Raw genomic sequence first — 21,703 nt, 5'->3', positions numbered from 1 at the left:
AGTGTGGGTTCGCCTGATACCGCCCAGACGATGCAACGTATCTACGTTGGTCTGACGGGGCTCGCCGTGGTTACGGTGCTGATCGTGCTGGCGAGCGCGGTCGTCGCTTGGCGTGCGAACGACATGCCGGTCTCCGCGGTCGGTGCCTCCAACTCGGCCGTGGTCGCCAACATGACTGCCCTGGGCAACTCGCTGGGCGAGAAGGCCAAGGAAGAGCCGCTCGCCGAACTGGGCGCCGCGCCCAGCACCACCTCGACCGAGAAGGTCGATGCCGCGGCGATCGCGCGCCGGCAGCAGGAAGCCCAGCAGAACGGCGAGGCGCGCTGATCGCCGCTGCCCGCGCGGTCGCGGGGATCCGGCGCCACTGGCGCGAAGCAGGCATGGCGGCCCGGCTATCCACAATTTCCTTGCAAGCCGCTCCCGAAATACCTTGAATCCCAGGAATATCGGTTAGCGCGCGCCGGTTTTCGCGGCGACTCGCAGGATTTCTGCGGTTTCCTGCAGGGGCGGGCTGGCCGGGCGAGATGGCCGCTGCTAGGGGTCGAGCAGGAAAATCGAGGAAATTGCGTCACTTGGCGATTTCCCGGGATCGGGCGGGATGGCGCCCCATTTTCCGGAATTGTCCGTAGCGAATGGGTTCATTTACGGAGGCGTTATTGAAACAAACAAAGAACAAACACTGATTCTAAGTAAAACACCGCTGAAAATCGGGACTTAGTGGGGCAAATTCCCGCTCTATCCCCAATTCTCCCGTTGTATCCCCGAGCGCTTGTTGGTAAAACGAGATGCTTAAAGGGGGCACACCCTTTTCACCGTCATTTGAAGCGCCGGGCCCGGCCGTGGGGGCTGATTCCGGAGACGGGAAAGCTGTGCCCATTGGGGTATTGGCGTGGCAGACAGGGAGCTCTTCGAGGGATTTGCGCTCCAGGCGGTGGACCAGAAGGGCCGCGTCGCCATCCCCGCCGACCTGCGCAACGCCGCCGAACGCAATTCCGACATCCGCCAGATCGTCGTGGGCCTGCACCCCCATGACCCCTGCCTGTCGGCGCACGACCTCTCCTGGTCCAAGGAGAAATATGAGCGGATCGACCGCAAGGAGCAGCAGGCTGCCGATCGCGGCGAGGACGCCGATTACAAGGCGAAGCGTCGTGCCTTCGGCCAGGTCGAGAAGGCGCCGTACGACGATTCCGGCCGTTTCGTGATTCCGCCCTTCTTCCGCATGAAGGCGGGCATCCAGAAATGGGCGCTGTTCTATGGCAGCGGCGAGACCTTCGACATCTGGGCGCCGGAGCGCCTGATGAGCGACGCGCAAGCGGACCCGACGCTGCGCGAGATCTGCGAGTATCTGTGCCAGGCCAAGGGAGTGAAGCTGTGAGCTCCCCGACCCAGCCGCATATCCCGGTGCTGCTCGACGAAGTGGTCGACGGCCTCGCCCCTGTGCCCGGCGAGCGTCATGTCGACTGCACGTTCGGCGCCGGCGGCTACACCAACGCCATCCTCGAGCGGGGTGCCGAGGTGGCCGCCTTCGATCGCGACCCCCGTGCGATCGAGGGCGGCCAAACTCTCGTCTCCCATGCGGATGGCCGGCTGATCCTGATCGAGGCGCCGTTCAGCCAGCTGGAGGGCGAGCTCGAACGCCGCGGCCTCGTGCCGGTCGACGGCGTGACGATGGACATCGGCGTCTCGTCGATGCAGCTCGACCAGGCCGAGCGCGGCTTCTCCTTCCAGCAGGAGGGGCCGCTCGACATGCGCATGGCCGGCGAGGGGATGACCGCGGCGGAGTGGCTGAACTCGGCCGACGAAGGCGAGATCGCCGACGTGCTGTATCAATATGGCGAAGAGCCGCGTGCCCGCCGGGTCGCGAGCGCGATCGTGCGCGCCCGGCCGCTGGCGACGACCACCGATCTCGCCAATGTCGTCCGCCGCGCGCTGGGCCACAAGCCGCACGACAAGAAGGATCCCTCGACCCGTACCTTCCAGGCGGTGCGCATCTTCATCAACCGCGAACTCGACGAACTGGCGGAGGGGCTGGCCGCGGCCGAGCGCGTGCTCAGGCCCGGCGGCCGGCTGGCGGTGGTGACGTTCCACAGCCTGGAGGATCGCCTGGTGAAGCGCTTCCTGCGCGAGCGCAGCGGCAGCGAGCCTGCCGGTTCGCGTCACCGTCCCGCGGTCGGCCCGCGTGCCGAGCCCAGTTTCGAACCTCCCGCCAAGGCCGTGCGGCCGGGCGATGACGAGGTTGCCCGTAATCCGCGAGCCCGTTCGGCGACGCTGCGCGTGGCGCGGCGGACCGCGGCGGCGCCGTGGCCCAGTGAAGGAGTAGCGTGAGATGGCGGTTCAGAGCTTCAAGGGACTGGGGTGGCTCCTCTGCGCCGTTGTGGTGGCGCCGGCGTGCTACATGGTCAATTCGCACGGCGCGGCCGAACAGGCCAAGCTCAACGCGATGAAGGGTGCGATCCTGCAGGCGCAGAAGGACATTCGCGGGCTGGAGACCGAGTTCCAGACGCGCGCCAACCTGGCCCAGATCGAGCGCTGGAACGGCGACGTGCTGGCGCTTGCCGCGCCGGCGCCCGGCCAGTATCTGGCGAGCGAGACGGCGCTGGCCAGTCTCGACCAGCCCGCGCAGATCCAGAATGCTTCGCTGATCGTTCCGGCCGGCGCGCCCGGGGCTCACTCCGTCGCAGCAGTGGCGACGGCAGCGGCAGCGCCGGTGCAGGCGGCCCCGGCGCCGCAGCCGGGCTCTGCTTCGGCGCCGTCGGGCAAGAGCGTGGCGCAGCAGGACAGGGAACTTCACGACCTCATGAAGAAGGCGGACAGGCGCGCGGTGGCAATGGTGGACAAGGGCGTGCTGAGCACCTCGACCATCGACGACCTGAAGAAGCTTGCGCAGCGCGAGAAGCTGGCGCTCCGTTGATCGTCGTCGTCGCCCCGCCGGCCCGCAAGGGCCGTACGGGCGATGCCCGTCAGGCGCTTGTCGCCACGGCCCAGGTGCGGTTGATGATCCTGTCGATCCTGTTCGGGTTCGGCATGCTGGTGGTGATCGGCAAGCTGGCGCTGCTCGCGCTCTGGGCGGAGCCGGCCACTGCGCGCGACATCGCCACCACGCTGGTGCCCCCGCGCGGCGACATCACCGACCGGCGCGGCGCGCCGCTCGCGCGCTCGATCGATTCCTGGACGATCGCCATTCACCCCAACCAGGTGATCGGCGACAAGGCCGAGCTGGCGCACCGGCTGGCCGAGCTGATTCCCGAGCAGAGCGCCGAGCGCTATTTCGCGCTGCTCAAGTCGGGGGGCAGTTTCGCCTATCTCAAGCGCCGGGCCATGCCGGAGCTGGTGAGCGCGGTGAATGCGCTCGGCCAGCCGGCGATCGAGTTCCAGCGCGAGAACGACCGCCTCTATCCGCAATCGACGCTCGCGGCCCATGTGCTCGGCTATATCGATAGCACCGGCCATGGCCGCTACGGCATGGAGCGGGTGCTCGACGCGCAACTGAGCGATCCGGCGCGGCGCGGCGAGCCCGTGGCGCTGTCGCTCGACCTGCGGGTGCAGGCGGCGCTGGAGAACGAGCTGGGCACGGCGATGACGCAGCTCCAGGCGCGCGGCGCCGCGGGCGTGATCCTCGACGTGCATACCGGCGAAGTGATCGCGATGACCTCGCTCCCCGCCTTCAATCCCAATGCGATCGCCGGCCCGCCGCCGCGCAACAACGTGACGCAGAGCGTCTATGAGCTGGGATCGACCTTCAAGCCGATCGCGGTGGCGGCGGCGATCGACACCGGCACGATCACGTCGATGTCGCGCCGCTTCGACGCGACCGTGCCGCTGCAGGTGGGCCGCTTCAAGATCCACGACGATCCGGGCGACGAGCAGTTCCGCTGGCTCAACATCCCGGAGACGCTGATCTATTCCTCCAACATCGCCACCGCGCGCATCGCCGACGAGCTGGGCGCGGAGAAGATGCAGGAGATCTTCCGCCGTTTCGGCTTCGACCGGAAGCCCGAGATCGAGCTCGATGCCAGCGCCAAGCCGCTCTGGCCGTCGAGCTGGGGGCGGATCACGGTGATGACGACTGCCTATGGCCATGGCATCGCAGTGACGCCGCTGCACCTTGCGACGGCCTATGCCGCGATGGTGAATGGCGGCATCCTGCGTCCCGTCACGCTGCGCAAGGTCGATCCCGCCCATCCGCCGGAGGGCAAGCGCGTGCTGCAACAGGCGACGAGCGACCGGATGCGCCAGCTGCTCCGCCTGATCGTGCTCAAGGGCACCGGCCGCAAGGGCGAGGCGCCCGGCTTCCGTATCGCGGGCAAGACCGGCACCGCCGAGGCGGCGAGCGAAGGTGGTTACGACAAGCATCGCAACGTTTCGACCTTCGCGGCGGCTTTCCCCATCGACGCACCGCGCTATGTGATGATCGCCATGCTCGATTCGCCCAAAGCCAACCCCTCGATCGGCGTCTATCGCACGACCGCTGCGTGGACGGTGGCGCCCGTGGTCGCGCGGGTGGTGGGCCGTACCGGCTCGCTGCTCGGCGTGATGCCCGACGCCAATCGCGACATCGACGAGCGCGAGTTGCTGCCGCTGATCTGGGCGGGGCCAGGCGCCGACAAGAAGGATCCCGAATGAAACTGGGCACGCTGACGGAAGGCGGGGGGGACGCCGTCGTCACCGGATTTGCCATCGATCATCGCAAGGTGGCGCCCGGCACCATATTCGGCGCGTTCGAAGGCGCGCGCTTCAACGGCGAGGATTTCATTCCCGACGCCGTGAAGGCCGGTGCCGTCGCCATCGTCGCCCGGCCCGGCGCCAGGGTGGAGGGGGCGATCCACATCGTCGATGCGAACCCGCGCGAGAAGTTCGCCCGGCTGGCCGCGCGCTTCTTCGCGCCGTTCCCGGCGACCGCGGTGGCGGTGACGGGAACCAACGGCAAGACTTCCACCGTGGAGATGACGCGCCAGCTCTGGCGGATGCGGGGCTTCCACGCCGCCTCGATCGGCACGCTCGGCGTCACCACGGCGGACGACACGGTGAGCACCGGGCTGACCACGCCGGACATCGTCACCTTCCTCTCCAATGTCGCCGGGCTGGCGCGCGAAGGCGTGAGCCATGTCGCGTTCGAGGCATCGTCGCACGGCCTGTCGCAATATCGCACCGAAGGCCTGCCGGTGCGCGCGGCGGCGTTCACCAATCTCAGCCGCGACCATCTCGACTATCATGGCGACATGGCCGCCTATTTCCATGCCAAGCTGCGTCTGTTCGCCGATGTGCTGGATCCGGACGGCGTGGCGGTGGTGTGGGCGGACGACCCGCATAGCCCGCGGGTCGAGGAACTGGCGCGGATGCGCGGCAATCGGCTGGTCACCGTGGGCGAGCATGGCGAAACGCTCAAGCTGATCGCCCGCGATCCGACGCTGCTCGGCCAGGGGCTGACGATCGAGGCCGGGGGCGAGACATATCGAGTGAACCTGCCGCTGATCGGCGCCTATCAGGCCGCCAATGCGCTGGTTGCGGCGGGCCTGGTGATCGCGACGGGCGGGGATGTCATCCAGACGCTCGGCGACCTCAGCCGGCTGCAGCCGGTGCGGGGGCGCCTGGAGCGTGCGGTGATCACCAAGCAGGGTGCGCCGGTCTATGTCGACTATGCGCATACGCCCGACGCGCTCGAAGCGGCGATCGCGGCGCTCAAGCCGCACACCGCAGGGCGGCTGATCATCGTGTTCGGCGCGGGCGGCGACCGCGACACCGGCAAGCGCGCGCCGATGGGGCAGGCGGCGGCCGCCGGCGCGGACATAGTGATCGTGACCGACGACAATCCGCGCTCCGAGGATCCGGCGGCGATCCGCGCCCAGGTGCTCGAAGGGGCGCCCGAAGCGATCGAGATCGGCGGCCGGCGCGGGGCGATCAAGGCGGCGATCGAGATGGCCGGGAGCGAGGACATCGTGCTCATCGCCGGCAAGGGGCATGAGCAGGGCCAGATTGTCGGTGACATGGTGCTGCCCTTCGACGACGTCGCCGTGGCGCGGGAGTGCGCGGCGTGAGGTTGTGGACCGCAGACGAGATCGCCGAGGCGACCGGCGGCACGGCCTCGGCGGCGTTCGAGGCCTCGGGCGTGACCTTCGATTCCCGCGAAGTCGGGCAGGGAGACCTGTTCCTGGCGCTGAAGGGCGAGGCCACCGACGGGCATCGCTATCTCGACCAGGCCTTTGCGCAGGGCGCGGCAGGTGCGCTGGTTTCGGAACCCACGCCGCACCCGCATGTGCGCGTGGCGGACACCGTTCTGGCGCTGGACGCGCTGGGCGTTGCGGCGCGCGGGCGGATGCAGGGCCAGGTGATCGGAGTCACCGGCTCGGCCGGCAAGACCGGCACCAAGGAAGCGCTGTTCGCGGCGCTCGACCGCAACGCGCCCGGCGCGGCGCATCGTTCCGTCAAGAGCTACAACAACCATACCGGCGTGCCGCTCAGCCTGGCGCGCATGCCGCGCACGGCACGCTATGGCGTGTTCGAGATGGGCATGAACCATGCCGGCGAACTGGCCGCGCTCACGCGGCTGGTGCGCCCCCATGTCGCCATCGTCACCACCATCGCCCCGGCGCATCTGGGCTTCTTCGCGAGCGAAGAGGCGATCGCCGACGCCAAGGGCGAGATCTTCCAGGGGCTGGAGCCGGGCGGCACCGCGATCGTCCCGTTCGACAGCCCGCATCGCGACCGTCTGATCGACGCCGCGAGGCCCTATGCGGGAAAGATCGTCACCTTCGGCCTGAAGGAAGGCGCCGATTATCGCGCCGTCGAGACGATGCGCACCCGCACCGGCGCCACCTTCGTCACGGCCCGTTTCGGCCAGCGCGAACTGAGCTTCACCTTGTCCCAGCCGGGTGCGCACTGGGTGTCGAACGCGATGGCGATCCTCGCCGCGGTCGATGCCGTGGGCGGCGATCTCGAGCTGGCGGGCCTTGCGCTCGCCGAGCTGGGCGGCCTGGCGGGGCGCGGCGCGCGGCGCATGGTGCCGGCGCGTGGCGGCGAGGCGCTGGTGATCGACGAGAGCTACAACGCCAACCCCGCCTCGATGCGCGCCACGCTCGAAGTGCTCGCGCTCGAAAAGGGCCGCAAGCTGGCGGTGCTCGGCGAGATGCGCGAGCTCGGCGTGCATTCGGCGGCTTTCCACGCCGAACTTTCGGGCCCGATCGAGGCCGCGGGCGTCGATTATGCCATTCTCGTCGGCGAAGCGATGCTTCCGCTTGCAGAGGCGCTTGAGGGGCGCGTCGATTTCGTCCATGTGCCCGACGCGGCGACCGCGCTGGGCAGGCTCGACGACATGCTCCAGGCGGGGGACGCGGTTCTCATAAAAGGGTCGAACGGCGTGCGGCTTGGGTCGGTGGTCGCGGCATTGGCGGAAAGGGCACCTGCCTGATGTTGTACTGGATCGCGGATCTGCTGGGCTTTCCCGGCGTCTTCAACCTCTTCCGCTATCTCTCCTTCCGCACCGGCGGCGCGGTGGCGACGGCGCTGCTGATCGGGCTGGTGATCGGGCCGAGGTTCATCGGCTGGCTGCGCATCCGCCAGGGCAAGGGGCAGCCGATCCGCGACGACGGGCCGCAGAGCCACCTTGCCAAGCGCGGCACGCCGACGATGGGCGGGCTGATGATCCTGACCAGCCTGATGCTCTCGCTGCTGCTGTGGATGGACCTGCGCAACCCCTATGTCTGGGCGTGCATGTTCGTCACCTTCGGCTTCGGGATGATCGGCTTCCTCGACGATTACGACAAGGTGCGGAAACAGAAGACCGCCGGCGTATCGGGCAAGGTGCGGCTGCTGGGCGAGTTCCTGATCGCAGGCGTCGCCGCCTGGATCATCTGCTCGCAGAACGGCACCCAGCTCTACGTACCCTTCTTCAGCTGGATCCACCCGGACATCGGCTGGTTCTACATCGCCTTCGCCGCCTTCGTGATCGTCGCGTTCGGCAATGCGGTGAACCTCACCGACGGGCTCGACGGGCTCGCGACCATGCCGGTGGTGATCGCCAGCATGGCCTTCATGCTGATCGCCTATCTGGCCGGCAACAAGATCTATGCGGTGTATCTGGGCATCCCGCACGTGCCGGGCGCGGGCGACCTGGCGATCTTCTGCGGCGCGATGGTGGGGGCGGGGCTCGCCTTCCTGTGGTTCAATGCGCCGCCGGCGGCGGTGTTCATGGGCGATACCGGCAGCCTCGCGCTCGGCGGCGCGCTCGGCACGATCGCCGTCACCACGCACCATGAGCTGGTGCTCGGCATCATCGGCGGCCTGTTCGTGATGGAAGCGCTGAGCGTCATCATCCAGGTGTTCTTCTTCAAGCGCACGGGCAAGCGCGTCTTCAAGATGGCGCCGATCCACCATCATTTCGAGCAGCTCGGCTGGTCGGAGCCGACGGTGGTGATCCGCTTCTGGATCATCGCCTTCGTGCTGGCGCTGGCGGGGCTGGCGACGCTCAAGCTGCGGTGATCACGAGCACGGCCTGGCGCGGCAAACGCTATGCGGTGCTCGGGCTGGCGCGCTCCGGCGCGGCGACGGTGCGCGCGCTGGTGGCGAGCGGCGCGAAAGTGCTGGGCTGGGATGACAATGAGGCGACGCATCGCGACCTCTGGTATCAGCTCAAGGCCGATCGGCAGGCGCTTGAGAACGAACCGGGTTTTTCGACCAAGGACTGGGTGAAGCTCCCGATCGATCTGACCGGTTTCGACGCCGTCGTGGTTTCGCCGGGCGTACCGCTCAATCGGCATCCGGTCGCCGACAAGGCGGCGAAATATGGCGTCCCGATCATCGGCGACATCGAGCTGTTCGCCGAGGCGCGTGCCGAGATGCCCGCGCACCGTGTGGTCGGCATCACCGGCACCAACGGCAAGTCGACCACCACGGCGCTGATCCACCACATCCTCGAGACCGCCGGCATCCCGGCGCGGCTCGGCGGCAATATCGGATTGCCGATCCTGGGGCAGGACCCGCTGCCCGAAGGCGGGGTCTATGTCCTCGAGCTGTCGAGCTACCAGATCGACTTGACCCACAGCCTCGACTGCGACGTGGCGGTGCTGCTCAACATCACGCCCGACCATCTCGACCGCTATGCGGATTTCGACGCCTATGCCGCCTCCAAGGCGCGGCTGTTCGCGATGCAGAAGCCCGGCCACGCCGCGGTGATCGGCATCGGGGATGCGCCTTCGGCCGGGATCGCGGCCCAGTTGGCGGCCGCGGGCCGTAGCGAGGACCTCACCAGGATCGCCCCCGGCGCCTGCCTGGATCAGTCGCGCTGGCCGGCGCTGCAGGGACCGCACAACGCGCAGAACGCACTTGCCGCCATCGCTGCGTGCCAGGCGCTCGGCATCGTCCGCGAAGCGATCGACCGGGGGCTGGAGAGCTTCCCCGGCCTGCCGCACCGGATGGAGCGGGTTGCGACCAGGCACGGCGTGCTGTTCGTCAACGACAGCAAGGCGACCAACGCCGACTCCACCGCACCGGCGCTCTCGGCCTATCCGAAGATCCACTGGATCCTGGGCGGCAAGGCCAAGACCGGCGATCTCGACGCTTGCCGCCCGGGTTTCCCCCATGTGGTGAAGGCCTATACGATCGGAGAGGCGGGCGAGATGTTCGCGCAGCTGCTCGAAGGCGAGATGCCGGTCGAGCGATCGGGCACGCTCGAGGCCGCGGTGCGGAGCGCGGCGGCACAGGCGCATCCGGGGGAGACGGTGCTGCTGTCGCCCGCCTGCGCGTCGTTCGACCAGTTCAAGGATTACGAAGCCCGGGGCCAGGCCTTTCGCGACGCGGTGGAGGCACTGGGATGAACGAAACCGTGGAAGTGCCGGAAGCTGGAAGCGAGGTCCGCCGTCGCGTCCAGCAACAGCTCGGCCGTGCGAGCAAGACGCGCGCCGGCATGTGGTTCTGGGAAGTCGATCGCGTGCTGCTCACGCTGGCGCTTCTGCTGATCGCGATCGGGCTGGTGGCGGTCGCCGCCGCGTCGCCCGCCACGGCGCGCCGCTATTCCGACGCCACGCACATCATGGCGCCGATGTATTATTTCTGGCGCCAGCTGATCTGGGTGTGCATCAGCGTGCCCGTATTGATCGCGGTCTCGATGCTGCCGGTCACGGTGGCGCGGCGGCTGGCGCTGATCGGAGCGGGGATATTCCTGGTCTGCCTGGCACTGGTGCCGGTGATCGGGCACGAAGTGAACGGCGCCAAGCGCTGGATCGGAGTCGGGCTGGCCGAGTTCCAGCCCTCCGAGTTCCTCAAGCCGCTGTTCATCGTCTCCACCGCCTGGATGCTCAGCTTCCGCGCCAAGGATCCGCAGTTGCCGGTGCTGTTCGTCACCGGCGCGCTCACTGCGCTGATCGGCGTGCTGCTGATGCTCCAGCCCGATTTCGGCCAGACGATCGTGTTCGGCAGCGTGTGGATCATCCTGCTGATGATCTCGGGCATCTCGCCCGCCGCCATCGCCGGCCTGTTCGGCACGGCAGTGGCGGGTGTGTTCGCGGCCTATCTGTTCTACGGCACCGCCCGCACCCGCATCGACAATTTCCTGTTTCCCACCAAGGACGCCGCGCTCGCCGAGCGCTACCAGGTGGAGATGGCGCACGAGACGCTCACCGCGGGCGGCCTGCTCGGGCGGGGGCCGGGCAACGGCATGATGAAGTTCAAGCTTCCCGAGGGGCATACCGACTATATCTTCTCGGTGATCGGCGAGGAGTTCGGGCTGATCGCCTGTGCGGTGATCGCCACCCTCTATCTGGCCATCGTGATCCGCGTGCTGATGAAGCTGCTGGACGAGGAGGACGCCTTCCGCCTGCTCGCGGCCGCCGGCCTGGCCGCGCAGTTCGGCGTGCAGTCGCTGATCAACATGGCGGTGAACACCGGCATCGCCCCGTCCAAGGGCATGACGCTCCCCTTCATTTCCTATGGCGGGTCGTCGATGATCGCATTGGCCATCGGCTATGGGTTGCTGCTCGCCTTCACGCGCCGAAACCCGTATCTGAAACGCTCGCCCTATACCGGCCGCTGGAGCACGAACGCATGACTCAGTCCCGAAGCTATGTCCTCGCAGCCGGCGGCACCGGCGGGCACATGGTGCCTGCGGCGGCGCTGGCGGCGGAACTGGCCGAGCGGGGCCACCATGTCGCGCTGGTGAGCGACGATCGCGGCGTGCGCTTCCCGGGGCTGTTCGAGGGCGTCGAGACGCACGTCCTGCCCGCGGGCCGGCTGGGCGGCGGGCCCCTCGGCTATCTGCGCGCGGCGAGCAGGATCATGGCGGGTCGCTCGATGGCGTTTCGGCTCTACAAGGAGATCCAGCCTGCCGCGGTAATCGGGTTCGGCGGCTATCCGGCGCTGCCCGCCCTGCTCGCGGCATTCCGTGCGGGCGTGCCGACGGTGATCCACGAGCAGAATGCCGTGCTCGGGCGAGTCAACCGCTTCGTCGCGGGGCGCGTGGATGCCATCGCCACTTCCTATGACCAGGTCGACCGGGTGAAGCCCGGCTGGCAGGTCAGGATCCATCTCGTCGGCAACCCGGTGCGCGAGGCGGTGCTGAACCTGCGCAACCGCCCCTATCCGCTGCTCGAGGAAGACGGCATCTTCCGCGTACTCGTCACCGGCGGCAGCCAGGGGGCGACCGTGCTGAGCCAGGTGGTGCCGGACGGGCTGGCGCTGCTCCCGGTGCATTTCCGCCGGCGCCTGCAGGTGACGCACCAGGCGCGTGTCGAGGATATCGAGACGGTGCGGGCGAAATATCAGAATCACGGCATCCCGGCCGATGTCTCCACCTATATCACCGACATGGCCGATGTACTGGCCTGGTCGCACATCGTGATCGCGCGCGCGGGTGCCTCGACCATTGCCGAGCTTACCGCGGCGGGCCGCCCGGCGATCCTGGTGCCGCTGCCCAGCGCCACCGACGATCACCAGACCGCCAATGCCCGCGAGATCACTGCGGCCGGCGGCGCGCGGACCATCCCGCAGCGCGCCTTCACCGCGGCGGAACTCGCCAAGCAGATCCAGAAGCTCGGGCTCGACACGGTCGGGCTCGAGAATGCCGCGGCGCGGGCGCGCAGCGTGGGCCGCCCCAACGCCACGCGCGACCTCGCCGATCTCGTCGAATCCATCCACGCGCCGGAGGCCCCGATCGGGATCCGCCGTGCGGCAATGCAGGGAAGGCCAGCGTTCGCATGAGTGAGTTTGGCGCATGAAGGGCGTCGCAACCGACATCGGCATCATCCATTTCGTCGGCATCGGCGGCATCGGCATGTCCGGCATCGCCGAGGTGATGCACAATCTGGGCTACAAGGTGCAGGGTTCGGACGTGGCCGAAGGCTATGTCGTGCAGGGGCTGCGCAGCCGCGGCATTCCGGTGACGATCGGCCATGATGCCGAGAATCTGGGCGACGCGGCCGTGGTGGTGGTCTCCACCGCGATCGTGCGTACCAATCCCGAGGTCGAGGCGGCCTATCAGCGTCGCGTTCCCGTGGTACGCCGCGCCGAGATGCTCGCCGAGCTGATGCGCCTGAAGTCCACCGTCGCGGTGGCGGGCACCCACGGCAAGACGACCACGACCTCGATGGTCGCGGCCCTGCTCGACGCGGGCGGGGTGGACCCGACCGTGATCAACGGCGGCATCATCAACCAATATGGCTCGAACGCGCGCCTGGGCGACAGCGAGTGGATGGTGGTCGAGGCCGACGAGAGCGACGGCAGCTTCCTGCGTCTCGACGGCACCTATGCCATCGTCACCAATATCGATCCCGAGCATCTCGACCATTACGGCTCGTTCGACGCGGTGAAGGACGCGTTCGTCGAGTTCGTCGAGAATGTGCCCTTCTACGGCGCCGCGCTGCTGTGCCTCGACCATCCCGAAGTGCAGGCGATCATCCCGCGCGTGCGCGATCGCCGGATCGTGACCTATGGCTTTGCCGCCAGCGCGGATGTGCGCGGCGTCAACGTGGTGCCGCATCATGGCGGCAACCGCTTCGAGGCGATCATCCGCCACCGCGACGGCACCACCCGCTCGATCGAGGGCATCGAACTGCCGATGCCGGGCCGCCACAATGTCCAGAACGCGCTCGCCGCGATCGGCGTAGCGCTCGAGCTGGGCATTCCCGATGCGACGATCCAGCAGGGCTTCGCCAAGTTCGGCGGGGTCAAGCGGCGCTTCACCAAGGTCGGCGAGACCGGCGGCGTGACGATCATCGACGATTACGGCCATCATCCGGTCGAGATCCGCGCGGTGCTGGCCGCTGCGCGCGAGAGCGCCGAGGGCAGGGTGATCGCAGTCGTCCAGCCGCATCGTTTCACGCGCCTGAAGAATTTGATGGACGAGTTCGCCCAGGCGTTCAACGATGCCGACATGGTCTATGTCACGCCGGTCTATGCGGCGGGCGAACTGCCGCTCGAGGGCGTGAGCGCGGAGGCCCTGGTGGAGAACGTCCAGCGCCGCGGGCATCGCGCGGTGGGCGCGATCGAGAGCGAGGACGCGTTGGCGCGCGCGCTCGCCGGGGTGATCCAGCCAAAGGACATGGTCATCTGCCTGGGCGCGGGCGACATCACCAAATGGGCCGCGAACCTGGCGGGCGCGATCGAGGAAGCAAAGGCAGTCGCATGAAGGACTGGCTGACCCTGGGCATCGAGATGCAGCGCGACCTGATCCAGGCACAGCAGGCGCAGATGGCTGCCGCGCAGAAGATGCTGGATGCCGGGCGCGACGTTATGAAGCTGCAGCAGGCCGGGCAGAGGGCGGCCGAGGCCAATCTCGCGGCGTGGAGGCAATGGTCGAGCATGTGGGGGTGGAAGTGAGCGCAGTCTGCACCGCGCTGCCTCCGCTGCGCGGCACGGTGGAGCATCAGGGCAGCCTTGCCGACTTCATCTGGTTTCGCACCGGCGGCCCGGCCGAATGGCTGGTGCGCCCCGATGACGTGCAGGGCCTTGCGGCATTCCTGGCCGCGCTCGATCCGGAAGTGCCGGTGCTGCCGGTCGGGGTTGGCTCGAACCTGATCGTGCGCGACGGCGGCGTGCCGGGCGTGGTGGTGCGGCTGCCCAAGGCGATGGCGAAAGTGACCATCGAACCGGGCATCAAGGAAGGTTCCCGGCGCGTGCGCGCGGGCGGGGCCGCGATGGGGATCACCGTGGCGAGCGCCGCGCGCGATGCGGGCATTGCGGGCCTCGAATTCCTGCGCGGGATTCCGGGCACGATCGGCGGCGCGGTGCGGATGAACGCGGGCGCCTATGGCCGTGACACCAGCAATATCCTGATCGAAGTCACGCTGGTGACTCGAAACGGGACGGTGGAGACCTGGCCGGCGGCCAAACTCGGCTATACCTATCGCCATTCGGAGCTGCCTGCCGGTGCCGTGGTGGTTGAGGCGCTGTTCGAGGGGACTCCCGGCGACAAGGCCGAGATCGGCGCAGAGATGGACCGGATCGCGGCGGAACGCGAGGCTTCCCAGCCGCTTAGGTCGCGCACCGGCGGCTCGACCTTCAAGAATCCGGACGGCGGCAAGGCCTGGGCGCTGATCGACGCGGCCGGTTGTCGGGGCCTTCGTCGCGGCGACGCGCAGGTCAGCGAAAAACACTGCAATTTCCTGCTAAATCTGGGCAATGCTTCCTCGGCCGACATCGAAGCGCTGGGCGAGGAAGTCCGCGCCCGGGTGAAGGCGCAGTCGGGCGTCGAGCTGGAATGGGAAATCCAGCGTGTCGGCATGCTTGCCGACGACGGGGACAAATAGCGTGTCGGCATGCTTGCCGACGACGGGGACAAGTAGCATGTCGGCATGTTTGCCGACGACGCCAAGCAAGGACGTCATTGGGGTGAATAGGTGAGCAAGTTGCACGTCGCGGTTCTGATGGGTGGCTGGTCGGCCGAGCGCGAAGTCTCGCTGATGTCCGGCGCGGGCATCGCGGAGGCGCTGGAGAGCCTGGGCCACAAGGTGACGCGCATCGACATGGATCGCGACGTCGCCCTGAAGATCGCCGAGGCGAGGCCGGACGTGGTGTTCAACGCGCTGCACGGCACCCCCGGCGAGGACGGCACCGTGCAGGGCATGCTCGACCTGATGGGCGTGCGCTACACGCATTCCGGCCTGGTCACTTCGGTGATCGCGATCGACAAGCAGCTGACCAAGCAGGCGCTGGTGCCGCACGGCATCCCGATGCCCGGCGGCCGCATGGTGAAGACCGGGGAACTGCACCAGGCCGATCCGCTGCCGCGCCCCTATGTGCTCAAGCCGGTGAACGAAGGTTCCTCGGTGGGGGTCGCCATCGTCACCAAGGAAGGCAATTACGGCAATCCGATCTCGGCCGATGCGGTGGGCCCGTGGCAGGAGTTCGACGAACTGCTCGCCGAGCCCTTCATCCGCGGCCGCGAACTGACCACCGCGGTGCTGGCTGGCGAAGCGCTGGGCGTGACCGAATTGAAGCCCAAGAGCGGCTTCTACGACTATGACGCCAAATATACCGACGGGCTGACCGAGCATGTCTATCCGGCGCAGATCCCCGACGAGATCACCGAGGCGTGCCGGCGCATCGCGCTCGAGGCGCACAAGCTGCTGGGCTGCAAGGGCACCTCGCGCTCCGATTTCCGCTGGGACGACAGCCAGGGCGTCGAGGGCTTGTTCCTGCTCGAAGTGAACACCCAGCCCGGCATGACGCCGCTCAGCCTGGTACCCGAGCAGGCGCGGCATCTCGGCATCTCCTATCCCCAGCTGTGCCAGCGCATCGTCGACGAGGCGATGGGCGGGGGCTGCGCGGGATGAGCCGCCCCCCCGCCAGACGGGCGGCCACCCGGCGCGGGGCGAAGCCGGTGCAGAAGCGCAAGCAGATCGCGCGCAAGAAGCAGCCGGGACTGATGGACCAGGCGCTGGCTGCGCTGCCGGTGAGCCAGGCGACGCTCACTCGCATCGCCACCTGGGGTATCGTCGCCATGTTCTCGGTCGGGCTGATCACCGTCGCGACCTGGTTCGGCGTGCCGCAGGTGATCGGCGTCGGCGCTGCCCAGGCGGTCGGCGAGGCGGGGCTGCGCGTCGACACGATCCAGATCAACGGTCTCAAGCGAATGAACCGCATGACCGTGTACCAGCAGGTGCTCGACCAGAACGCGCGTGCCATGCCGCTGGTCGACCTGGCCGATGTGCGCACCCGGCTGCTCGCCTATCCCTGGATCAAGGATGCGCGCGTCTCCCGGCGCCTGCCCGACAAGCTGCTGATCGACATCGTCGAGCGCGAGCCTGCGGCGATCTGGCAGAATCACGGCCAGCTGATGCTGATCGATCCGATGGGCGTGCCGCTGGAGCCGGTCTCGCGCGAGGCGATGCCCGATCTGCCGCTGTTGATCGGAGACGGGGCGAACGCGCAGGAGCCGGTGCGGCGCGACCTGATGGACAGCGCGCCCGCGCTGAAGCCGCTCGTCCGCGCAGCGACCTGGGTGGGCAATCGGCGCTGGGATATCATCTTCGACACGGGAGAGAAGCTCCAGCTGCCCGAGGGCGAGAAGGAAGCCAGGGACGCGCTTAAGACCTTTGCCGAGAAGGATGGCGCCTATCGCCTGCTCGGCCGCGGCAATCTGGGATTCGATATGCGCGATCCCGACAATCTCGTGATCCGCCGCCCGGCGGCGATCGGAGTGCCGGCGGCGACGGGATTATGATGAACACCGTAGTTGCCTTCCGGGGAAAATACTGATTCATAAGCTGAATCGGGAGTTAGGCGTTTTTTGGAATGAGGGGCAAATGGCGAAGGCTGCACCGGAAGGACTGATCACCGCGCTGGACGTGGGCTCGTCCAAGGTCTCGGCGCTGATCGCGCAAAAGGCGGATGACGGCTCGCTGGTGGTGCTCGGCACCGGCCAGCGCGAGAGCCGCGGCGTCAAGCGCGGCTATGTCGCCGACCTGCACGCGACCGAACTGGCGATCCGCGAAGCGGTGGAACAGGCCGAGCGCATCGCCGGACAGAATATCGAGGACGTCTGGGTGAGTTTCTCCGCGGGCGGGCTGATCTCCGACATCGTCCGGCTGGAATCCGACCTGGGGGGGCATCGGATCGAGCAGAACGACGTGGACGAGCTGCTTCGCGCCGGCCGCGACGCGATCGATCCCCAGGGCAAGATGGTGCTCCATGCCCAGCCGACCCGCTACACCGTGGACGGTCTTGCCGGCGTGCGGCGTCCGCTCGGGCTCCATGCGGAGCGCCTGGGCGTCGACATCCATGTCGTCGCCACCGATGGCGCGCCGGTGCGCAACCTGGATCACTGCGTCCGCTCGGCGCATCTCGAGGTTCGCTCGATCATCGCCGCGCCGGTTGCCACGGGGCTGGCCTGCCTCACCGACGAGGAGCGCGAACTGGGTGTCGCGCTGGTCGAGATCGGTGCGGGGGTGACGAATGTCAGCGTCTTCTCGCAGGGGGTGCTTTCCGGCCTCGCCTCGATCCCGATGGGCTCGGCGGACATCACCGACGACATCGCCTCGTCCTTCGGCACCGCGCGCGCCTGGGCGGAGCGGACCAAATGCTTCCACGGCTCCGCGAACCTGTCTCCCCGCGACAATCACGAGATGATCGACGTGGTGCCGGCGATCCCGGACGACGGCACCGAAGGACCGCGCATCACCAAGGCGCAGCTCAACGCGATCATCCGCAAGCGGCTGGAGCGGCTGATGGGCGAGATCCAGAAGGAGCTCAAGAAGCTTTCGTTCGAGGATCCCGCCGGTCGCCAGATCGTCCTCACCGGCGGCGGCGCCGAGCTGAAGGGCGTGGCGGACTATGCCCAGCAGTTCCTGGGAAGCGCGGTGCGTGTCGGCCGGCCCAAGGGGCTGGTGGCGCTGCCCGAGGCGCATGCGGGGCCCGCCTTCGCCACTTTGGCGGGGCTGGCGCGCTTCGCCGCGGCCAATCCGATCGACCTGCGCGCGCTCGAACCGAATCACCAGATGGTGACCAGGACGAACCCCGGAGCCCTGATCCAGCGGCTGATCGCGGCATTCCGGGCAAATTATTAGAAGAAATGCGTTGGTAACTTCGCGTTCCCTCTAGAGTCACCCTCTGCGTTCGTGCAGAACGGGGGCCAGATTACGCGCCTGTGACAGCCACCCGGGCGCAGGGAGACCAAGGCGATGAGTATCGATTTCCTTCCGCCCGATGTGGACGAGCTGACCCCGAAGATCACCGTAGTCGGTGTGGGCGGCGCGGGCGGCAACGCGATCGCGAACATGATCCGCGCGGATGTGCAGGGCGTCGACTTCATCGTCGCCAACACCGATGCGCAGGCGCTCAAGCAATCGAGCGCGGGGCATCGCATCCAGCTTGGCGCCAAGATCACTCAGGGCCTGGGCGCGGGCTCGCGGCCCGAGATCGGCCGCGCCGCGGCCGAGGAGACGATCGACAACGTCCAGAAGGCGCTCGAGGGCGCGCACATGGTGTTCATCGCCGCCGGCATGGGCGGCGGCACGGGCACGGGTGCGGCGCCCGTCATCGCCAAGGCTGCCCGCGACATGGGCATTCTGACGGTGGGCGTGGTCACCCGGCCGTTCGCCTTCGAGGGCAAGCGCCGTGCGGCTTCGGCCGAGGCGGGCATCAACGAGCTCCAGAAGTACGTCGATACCCTGATCGTCATCCCGAACCAGAACCTGTTCCTGATCGCCAATGCGAACACGACCTTCAAGGAAGCGTTCGAGATGGCCGACGAGGTGCTGCAGCAGGGCGTGCGCGGCATCACCGACCTGATGGTCATGCCGGGCCTCATCAACCTCGACTTCGCCGACGTCCGCTCGGTGATGCAGGAGATGGGCAAGGCGATGATGGGCACCGGCGAGGCCGAGGGCGACGACCGTGCGCTCATCGCCGCGCAGAAGGCGATCGCCAACCCGCTGCTCGATGGCGTCTCGATGAACGGCGCCAAGGGCGTGATCGTCTCGATCACCGGCGGCGAGGACATGCGCCTGCTCGAAGTCGACGAAGCCGCGAACCATATCCGCGAGCTGGTCGATCCCGACGCGAACATCATCTGGGGCTCGGCCTTCAATCCCGAGCTCGAGGGCAAGATCCGCGTCTCGGTCGTCGCGACCGGTATCGATGCCGATGCGCAGCCGATGGCGGCGCCGCGCGCCGCCGAGCAGCCGCGCGTCTTCTCCTTCTCCACGCCGCGCCGCACCGCAGCCGCCGAGCCGGCACCGATCCCGGTAGAGCCGGTAGCGGAGGAAGCGCCGCTCGAGCCGCCGGTGCCCGAGGCCTACACGCCGGAAGTGGCCGCCGAGCCGGCGCCGCTCTCGCCGCCCATTCCCCAGGCCTATGAACCCGAACCGCAGCCGGCCGCGCCCGTGCAGGCGAGCTGGGTCGATGACGGTAAGGACGGCGACGAGGACGAGTTGGTGCTCGGTGCCGAGAGCCTGGTGCCCGAGGCGCCGCGTCCGCCCGTCGATGAGCCGGCGCCCGCGCCGACCACGCGCCGCCGCTGGTTGACCGGCGGCGACGAGGAAGAAGCTGCGCCCTCGATCCCGGCCGAGAAGCCGGCGAAGAAGAGCGGCGGCACGCTGTTCGAGCGCATGGCGATGGCTTCGCGCGGCGCCTCCAAGTCGGACGATGACGACGACAAGGATCCGCTCGACATTCCGCGCTTCCTGCGCAGCCAGAACAACCAGTAAGCCATTCGTCGCCGGCCGGCCTCGCTTCGGCGAGCCGTGCCGGCGCCGTAATCGGCGGTTCAGCGCAACACGGCGCAGGCTGGCGGGGACATGGACCGGATTCGCTTCATCGGTGCTGCGGCACTCGCGCTGGTCGCGGTCCAGGCCGCGCCCGTCTTTGCCCAGACCGAAGTCGTTGCCCAACCCAATCCCGACGCCGACCGGCTGGCCAACGATATCCGCATGCTCGCCAGCGATCCGCGCGACCTGCGCACGCTGCTCGATGCGGGGATGACCAGCGCGCGGCTCGGCGATACTTCCGCCGCGCTTGCCTTCTTCCAGCGTGCAGAGACGCTCAGCCCCGGCGATCCGCGCATTTCGGCTGGGCGCGCCATGGTGCTGGTGCGGCTGGAGCGGCCCGGCGAGGCGCTGCGCCTTTTCCAGGCGGCCGAAGCGCGCGGGCTCGATCCGCGCGACTATGCCGGCGACCGCGGCTTCGCCTATGACCTGCTCGGCCAGCCGGGCCTCGCCCAGCGCGACTACAAGCTCGCGCTGTCGGGCAATCGCGACGATGCCGAGACGCTCCGCCGCTATGCCCTCTCTCTCGGCATCACCGGCGACAAGGACGAGGCGATGCGCACGCTCGATCCGCTGCTTCGCCGCAGCGATCGGGCGGCGTGGCGTGCGCGGGCCTTCATCCTGGCGATGAACGGCGACACGGCGGGGGCGGAGAAGATCGCCTCCAGCATGATGCCGGGCACCATGGGGCAGGCGCTCTCGCCTTTTTTCCGCCGTCTCGCCGATCTGGGGCCCGCCGACCGCGCCTTTGCCGTGCATTTCGGCGAGCTTTCGCCAAGCCAGGTGCGGCTCGCGGACACGCGGCTTGCGCCGGAGCTGCCGCGCTATGTGCCGGCGGTGCGACCGGTGCAACTGGCGGCGGCGCAGCCGGTCGTCGCGCCCGCGCCGGCGCCCAAGGGAAACGACCGCCGCTCGCGCAGGGATCGCGAGCGCGACGAGAAGCTTGCCGCCGTCGCCGCGGCGCGACCGGCCGCCGCGCCGGTGCCGCAGCCCGCGCCCGAAGAGAATCTCCCGCCGCCGCCGCGCTTCGTGCCTCCGCCCGTGCCGATCGTGCAGCCGATCCCGGCGCCGAAGCGCGAGGAGGAGCCGGTGGAAGCCGCCGAGCGTCCGGCCGCGGTTCCCGCGCGCCCGGCTCCGGCTCCAGCTCCGACGCCCATGCCCGCGCCTGTGCGCCTTGCCTCGGTCCCCGCACCCGTGCCGGCGCGTTCGGAGCCGGCCGCGGCCCCCGTTACGCTCGCCCGCGCCGAGCCGGTGGTGCAGCCGGTGCGCCCGGCTCCGAAGCCCGAGCCGATTCCGCCGGGCCCGGCCAGGGTGGGGCAGGAGGATTCGGTGCTTGCCGCGATCGTCGGCGGCATCACGATTCCTGCCGACGAGCTTGCAGCCGTCACCGCGACGCCGACCGAACCGGTGGAGGTGCCGGCCCCTGAGCCGCTGCGCGTCGCGGAGGCCAGGCCTGCCGCATTGCCCAAACCGAAGCCGGAGCCGGTCGCGGCCAAGCCGAAGCCCGAGCCGGTCATGGCCAAGGCCGACCCGAAAAGGCCGGATCCCAAGGCCAAGCCGACGCCCGAGGAGATCAGGAAGGGCAAGCCCGATCCCAAGGCGACGACGAAGAAGCCGGAGGCCAAGAAACCCGATCCGGCCAAGACCGATCCCAGCCGCATCTGGGTGCAGGTGGCAGGGGGCGCCAATGAGGAGTCGCTCGCCAAGGCCTGGAAGGGCGTGGTCGCGAAAGCGCCGGCGGCGATGAAGGGCAAGGGTGCGTGGACGACGCCGCTGCGCGCCACCAACCGCGTGCTCGCCGGCCCGTTCAAGACCAGCGCGGAGGCGCAGGCCTTCGTCAACACGCTGGGCAAGGCGGGTGTCTCCGGCTTCGTCTTCACCAGCGAAGCCGGGCAGAAGGTGACCAAGCTGGCGCCGTAACGTAGCGGTGTTCGGTGCCGCTAGCGCCTCCCTGGGAGGCGCCTTCGCTATCCATCGGAAACAAAGGCGCGCGGCTTTGGCGGCGAGCCAGCCGT

19 protein-coding genes are annotated in these 21,703 nt (G+C 68.5%); all 19 read left to right on the top strand.

Annotated features, from left to right (window positions below):
- Positions 1–30 precede the first annotated feature (30 nt).
- The 19 genes from FHR20_RS16320 to FHR20_RS16230 all read left to right on the top strand — a co-directional run bounded on the left by FHR20_RS16320 (position 31) and on the right by FHR20_RS16230 (position 21,608).
- The gene (locus FHR20_RS16320; RefSeq protein ID WP_167300913.1) at positions 31–327 is read left to right on the top strand and encodes a hypothetical protein; all 297 of its coding nucleotides are present in this window, start codon (positions 31–33) and stop codon (positions 325–327) included.
- A 562-nt stretch (positions 328–889) separates the two neighbouring features.
- Positions 890–1,375 carry a division/cell wall cluster transcriptional repressor MraZ gene (locus tag FHR20_RS16315; protein ID WP_167300691.1) on the top strand — a complete coding sequence of 162 codons (486 nt, stop codon included), beginning with the start codon at positions 890–892 and terminating at the stop codon, positions 1,373–1,375.
- Positions 1,372–2,325 carry a 16S rRNA (cytosine(1402)-N(4))-methyltransferase RsmH gene (rsmH, locus tag FHR20_RS16310; protein WP_167300690.1) on the top strand — a complete coding sequence of 318 codons (954 nt, stop codon included), beginning with the start codon at positions 1,372–1,374 and terminating at the stop codon, positions 2,323–2,325. Before FHR20_RS16315 ends, rsmH begins: the two co-directional genes overlap by 4 nt.
- Before the next feature lies 1 nt (position 2,326).
- Complete coding sequence (locus FHR20_RS16305; RefSeq protein WP_167300689.1) at positions 2,327–2,911, top strand: hypothetical protein; 585 nt, start codon at positions 2,327–2,329, stop codon at positions 2,909–2,911.
- Entirely contained in the window at positions 2,908–4,623 is a 1,716-nt protein-coding gene (locus tag FHR20_RS16300; protein WP_167300688.1) for a peptidoglycan D,D-transpeptidase FtsI family protein, read from the top strand. Before FHR20_RS16305 ends, FHR20_RS16300 begins: the two co-directional genes overlap by 4 nt.
- Positions 4,620–6,035: a UDP-N-acetylmuramoyl-L-alanyl-D-glutamate--2,6-diaminopimelate ligase gene (locus tag FHR20_RS16295; protein WP_167300687.1), complete on the top strand. Its 1,416-nt coding sequence runs from the start codon at positions 4,620–4,622 to the stop codon at positions 6,033–6,035. Before FHR20_RS16300 ends, FHR20_RS16295 begins: the two co-directional genes overlap by 4 nt.
- Positions 6,032–7,405: a UDP-N-acetylmuramoyl-tripeptide--D-alanyl-D-alanine ligase gene (locus tag FHR20_RS16290; RefSeq protein ID WP_167300686.1), complete on the top strand. Its 1,374-nt coding sequence runs from the start codon at positions 6,032–6,034 to the stop codon at positions 7,403–7,405. Before FHR20_RS16295 ends, FHR20_RS16290 begins: the two co-directional genes overlap by 4 nt.
- Positions 7,405–8,475 carry a phospho-N-acetylmuramoyl-pentapeptide-transferase gene (gene mraY / locus FHR20_RS16285; RefSeq protein WP_167300685.1) on the top strand — a complete coding sequence of 357 codons (1,071 nt, stop codon included), beginning with the start codon at positions 7,405–7,407 and terminating at the stop codon, positions 8,473–8,475. The genes FHR20_RS16290 and mraY overlap by 1 nt, the downstream gene beginning before the upstream one ends.
- Positions 8,472–9,809, top strand: a complete 1,338-nt coding sequence (gene murD / locus FHR20_RS16280) for a UDP-N-acetylmuramoyl-L-alanine--D-glutamate ligase (protein WP_167300684.1) — start codon at positions 8,472–8,474, stop codon at positions 9,807–9,809. Before mraY ends, murD begins: the two co-directional genes overlap by 4 nt.
- The gene (locus FHR20_RS16275) at positions 9,806–11,038 is read left to right on the top strand and encodes an FtsW/RodA/SpoVE family cell cycle protein (protein ID WP_243857482.1); all 1,233 of its coding nucleotides are present in this window, start codon (positions 9,806–9,808) and stop codon (positions 11,036–11,038) included. The genes murD and FHR20_RS16275 overlap by 4 nt, the downstream gene beginning before the upstream one ends.
- Complete coding sequence (gene murG / locus FHR20_RS16270) at positions 11,035–12,186, top strand: undecaprenyldiphospho-muramoylpentapeptide beta-N-acetylglucosaminyltransferase (protein ID WP_167300683.1); 1,152 nt, start codon at positions 11,035–11,037, stop codon at positions 12,184–12,186. Before FHR20_RS16275 ends, murG begins: the two co-directional genes overlap by 4 nt.
- Positions 12,187–12,199: 13 nt before the next feature.
- The gene (gene murC, locus FHR20_RS16265; RefSeq protein ID WP_167300682.1) at positions 12,200–13,612 is read left to right on the top strand and encodes a UDP-N-acetylmuramate--L-alanine ligase; all 1,413 of its coding nucleotides are present in this window, start codon (positions 12,200–12,202) and stop codon (positions 13,610–13,612) included.
- Positions 13,609–13,803 (top strand): hypothetical protein, encoded by a 195-nt coding sequence (locus FHR20_RS16260; protein WP_167300681.1) that lies wholly within the window; start codon positions 13,609–13,611, stop codon positions 13,801–13,803. Before murC ends, FHR20_RS16260 begins: the two co-directional genes overlap by 4 nt.
- Complete coding sequence (gene murB, locus FHR20_RS16255) at positions 13,776–14,732, top strand: UDP-N-acetylmuramate dehydrogenase (protein ID WP_208413688.1); 957 nt, start codon at positions 13,776–13,778, stop codon at positions 14,730–14,732. Before FHR20_RS16260 ends, murB begins: the two co-directional genes overlap by 28 nt.
- Before the next feature lie 90 nt (positions 14,733–14,822).
- Positions 14,823–15,758: a D-alanine--D-alanine ligase gene (locus FHR20_RS16250; protein ID WP_167300680.1), complete on the top strand. Its 936-nt coding sequence runs from the start codon at positions 14,823–14,825 to the stop codon at positions 15,756–15,758.
- Positions 15,755–16,648 carry a cell division protein FtsQ/DivIB gene (locus tag FHR20_RS16245; protein ID WP_167300679.1) on the top strand — a complete coding sequence of 298 codons (894 nt, stop codon included), beginning with the start codon at positions 15,755–15,757 and terminating at the stop codon, positions 16,646–16,648. The genes FHR20_RS16250 and FHR20_RS16245 overlap by 4 nt, the downstream gene beginning before the upstream one ends.
- A gap of 82 nt (positions 16,649–16,730) precedes the next feature.
- Positions 16,731–17,990, top strand: coding sequence for a cell division protein FtsA (gene ftsA / locus FHR20_RS16240; RefSeq protein ID WP_167300678.1), 1,260 nt, complete (start codon positions 16,731–16,733; stop codon positions 17,988–17,990).
- Between the two features lie 114 nt (positions 17,991–18,104).
- Positions 18,105–19,631 carry a cell division protein FtsZ gene (gene ftsZ, locus FHR20_RS16235; RefSeq protein WP_167300677.1) on the top strand — a complete coding sequence of 509 codons (1,527 nt, stop codon included), beginning with the start codon at positions 18,105–18,107 and terminating at the stop codon, positions 19,629–19,631.
- Positions 19,632–19,721: 90 nt separating this feature from the next.
- Positions 19,722–21,608, top strand: coding sequence for an SPOR domain-containing protein (locus tag FHR20_RS16230; protein ID WP_167300676.1), 1,887 nt, complete (start codon positions 19,722–19,724; stop codon positions 21,606–21,608).
- The last annotated feature ends 95 nt before the right edge of the window (positions 21,609–21,703 follow it).

It is taken from the genome of Sphingomonas leidyi (assembly GCF_011761945.1).
GTDB classification, from domain to species: domain Bacteria; phylum Pseudomonadota; class Alphaproteobacteria; order Sphingomonadales; family Sphingomonadaceae; genus Sphingomonas; species Sphingomonas leidyi.
The sequence above is the reverse complement of the archived record's forward strand: the minus strand, read 5'-3'. Positions and strand labels throughout refer to the sequence as shown.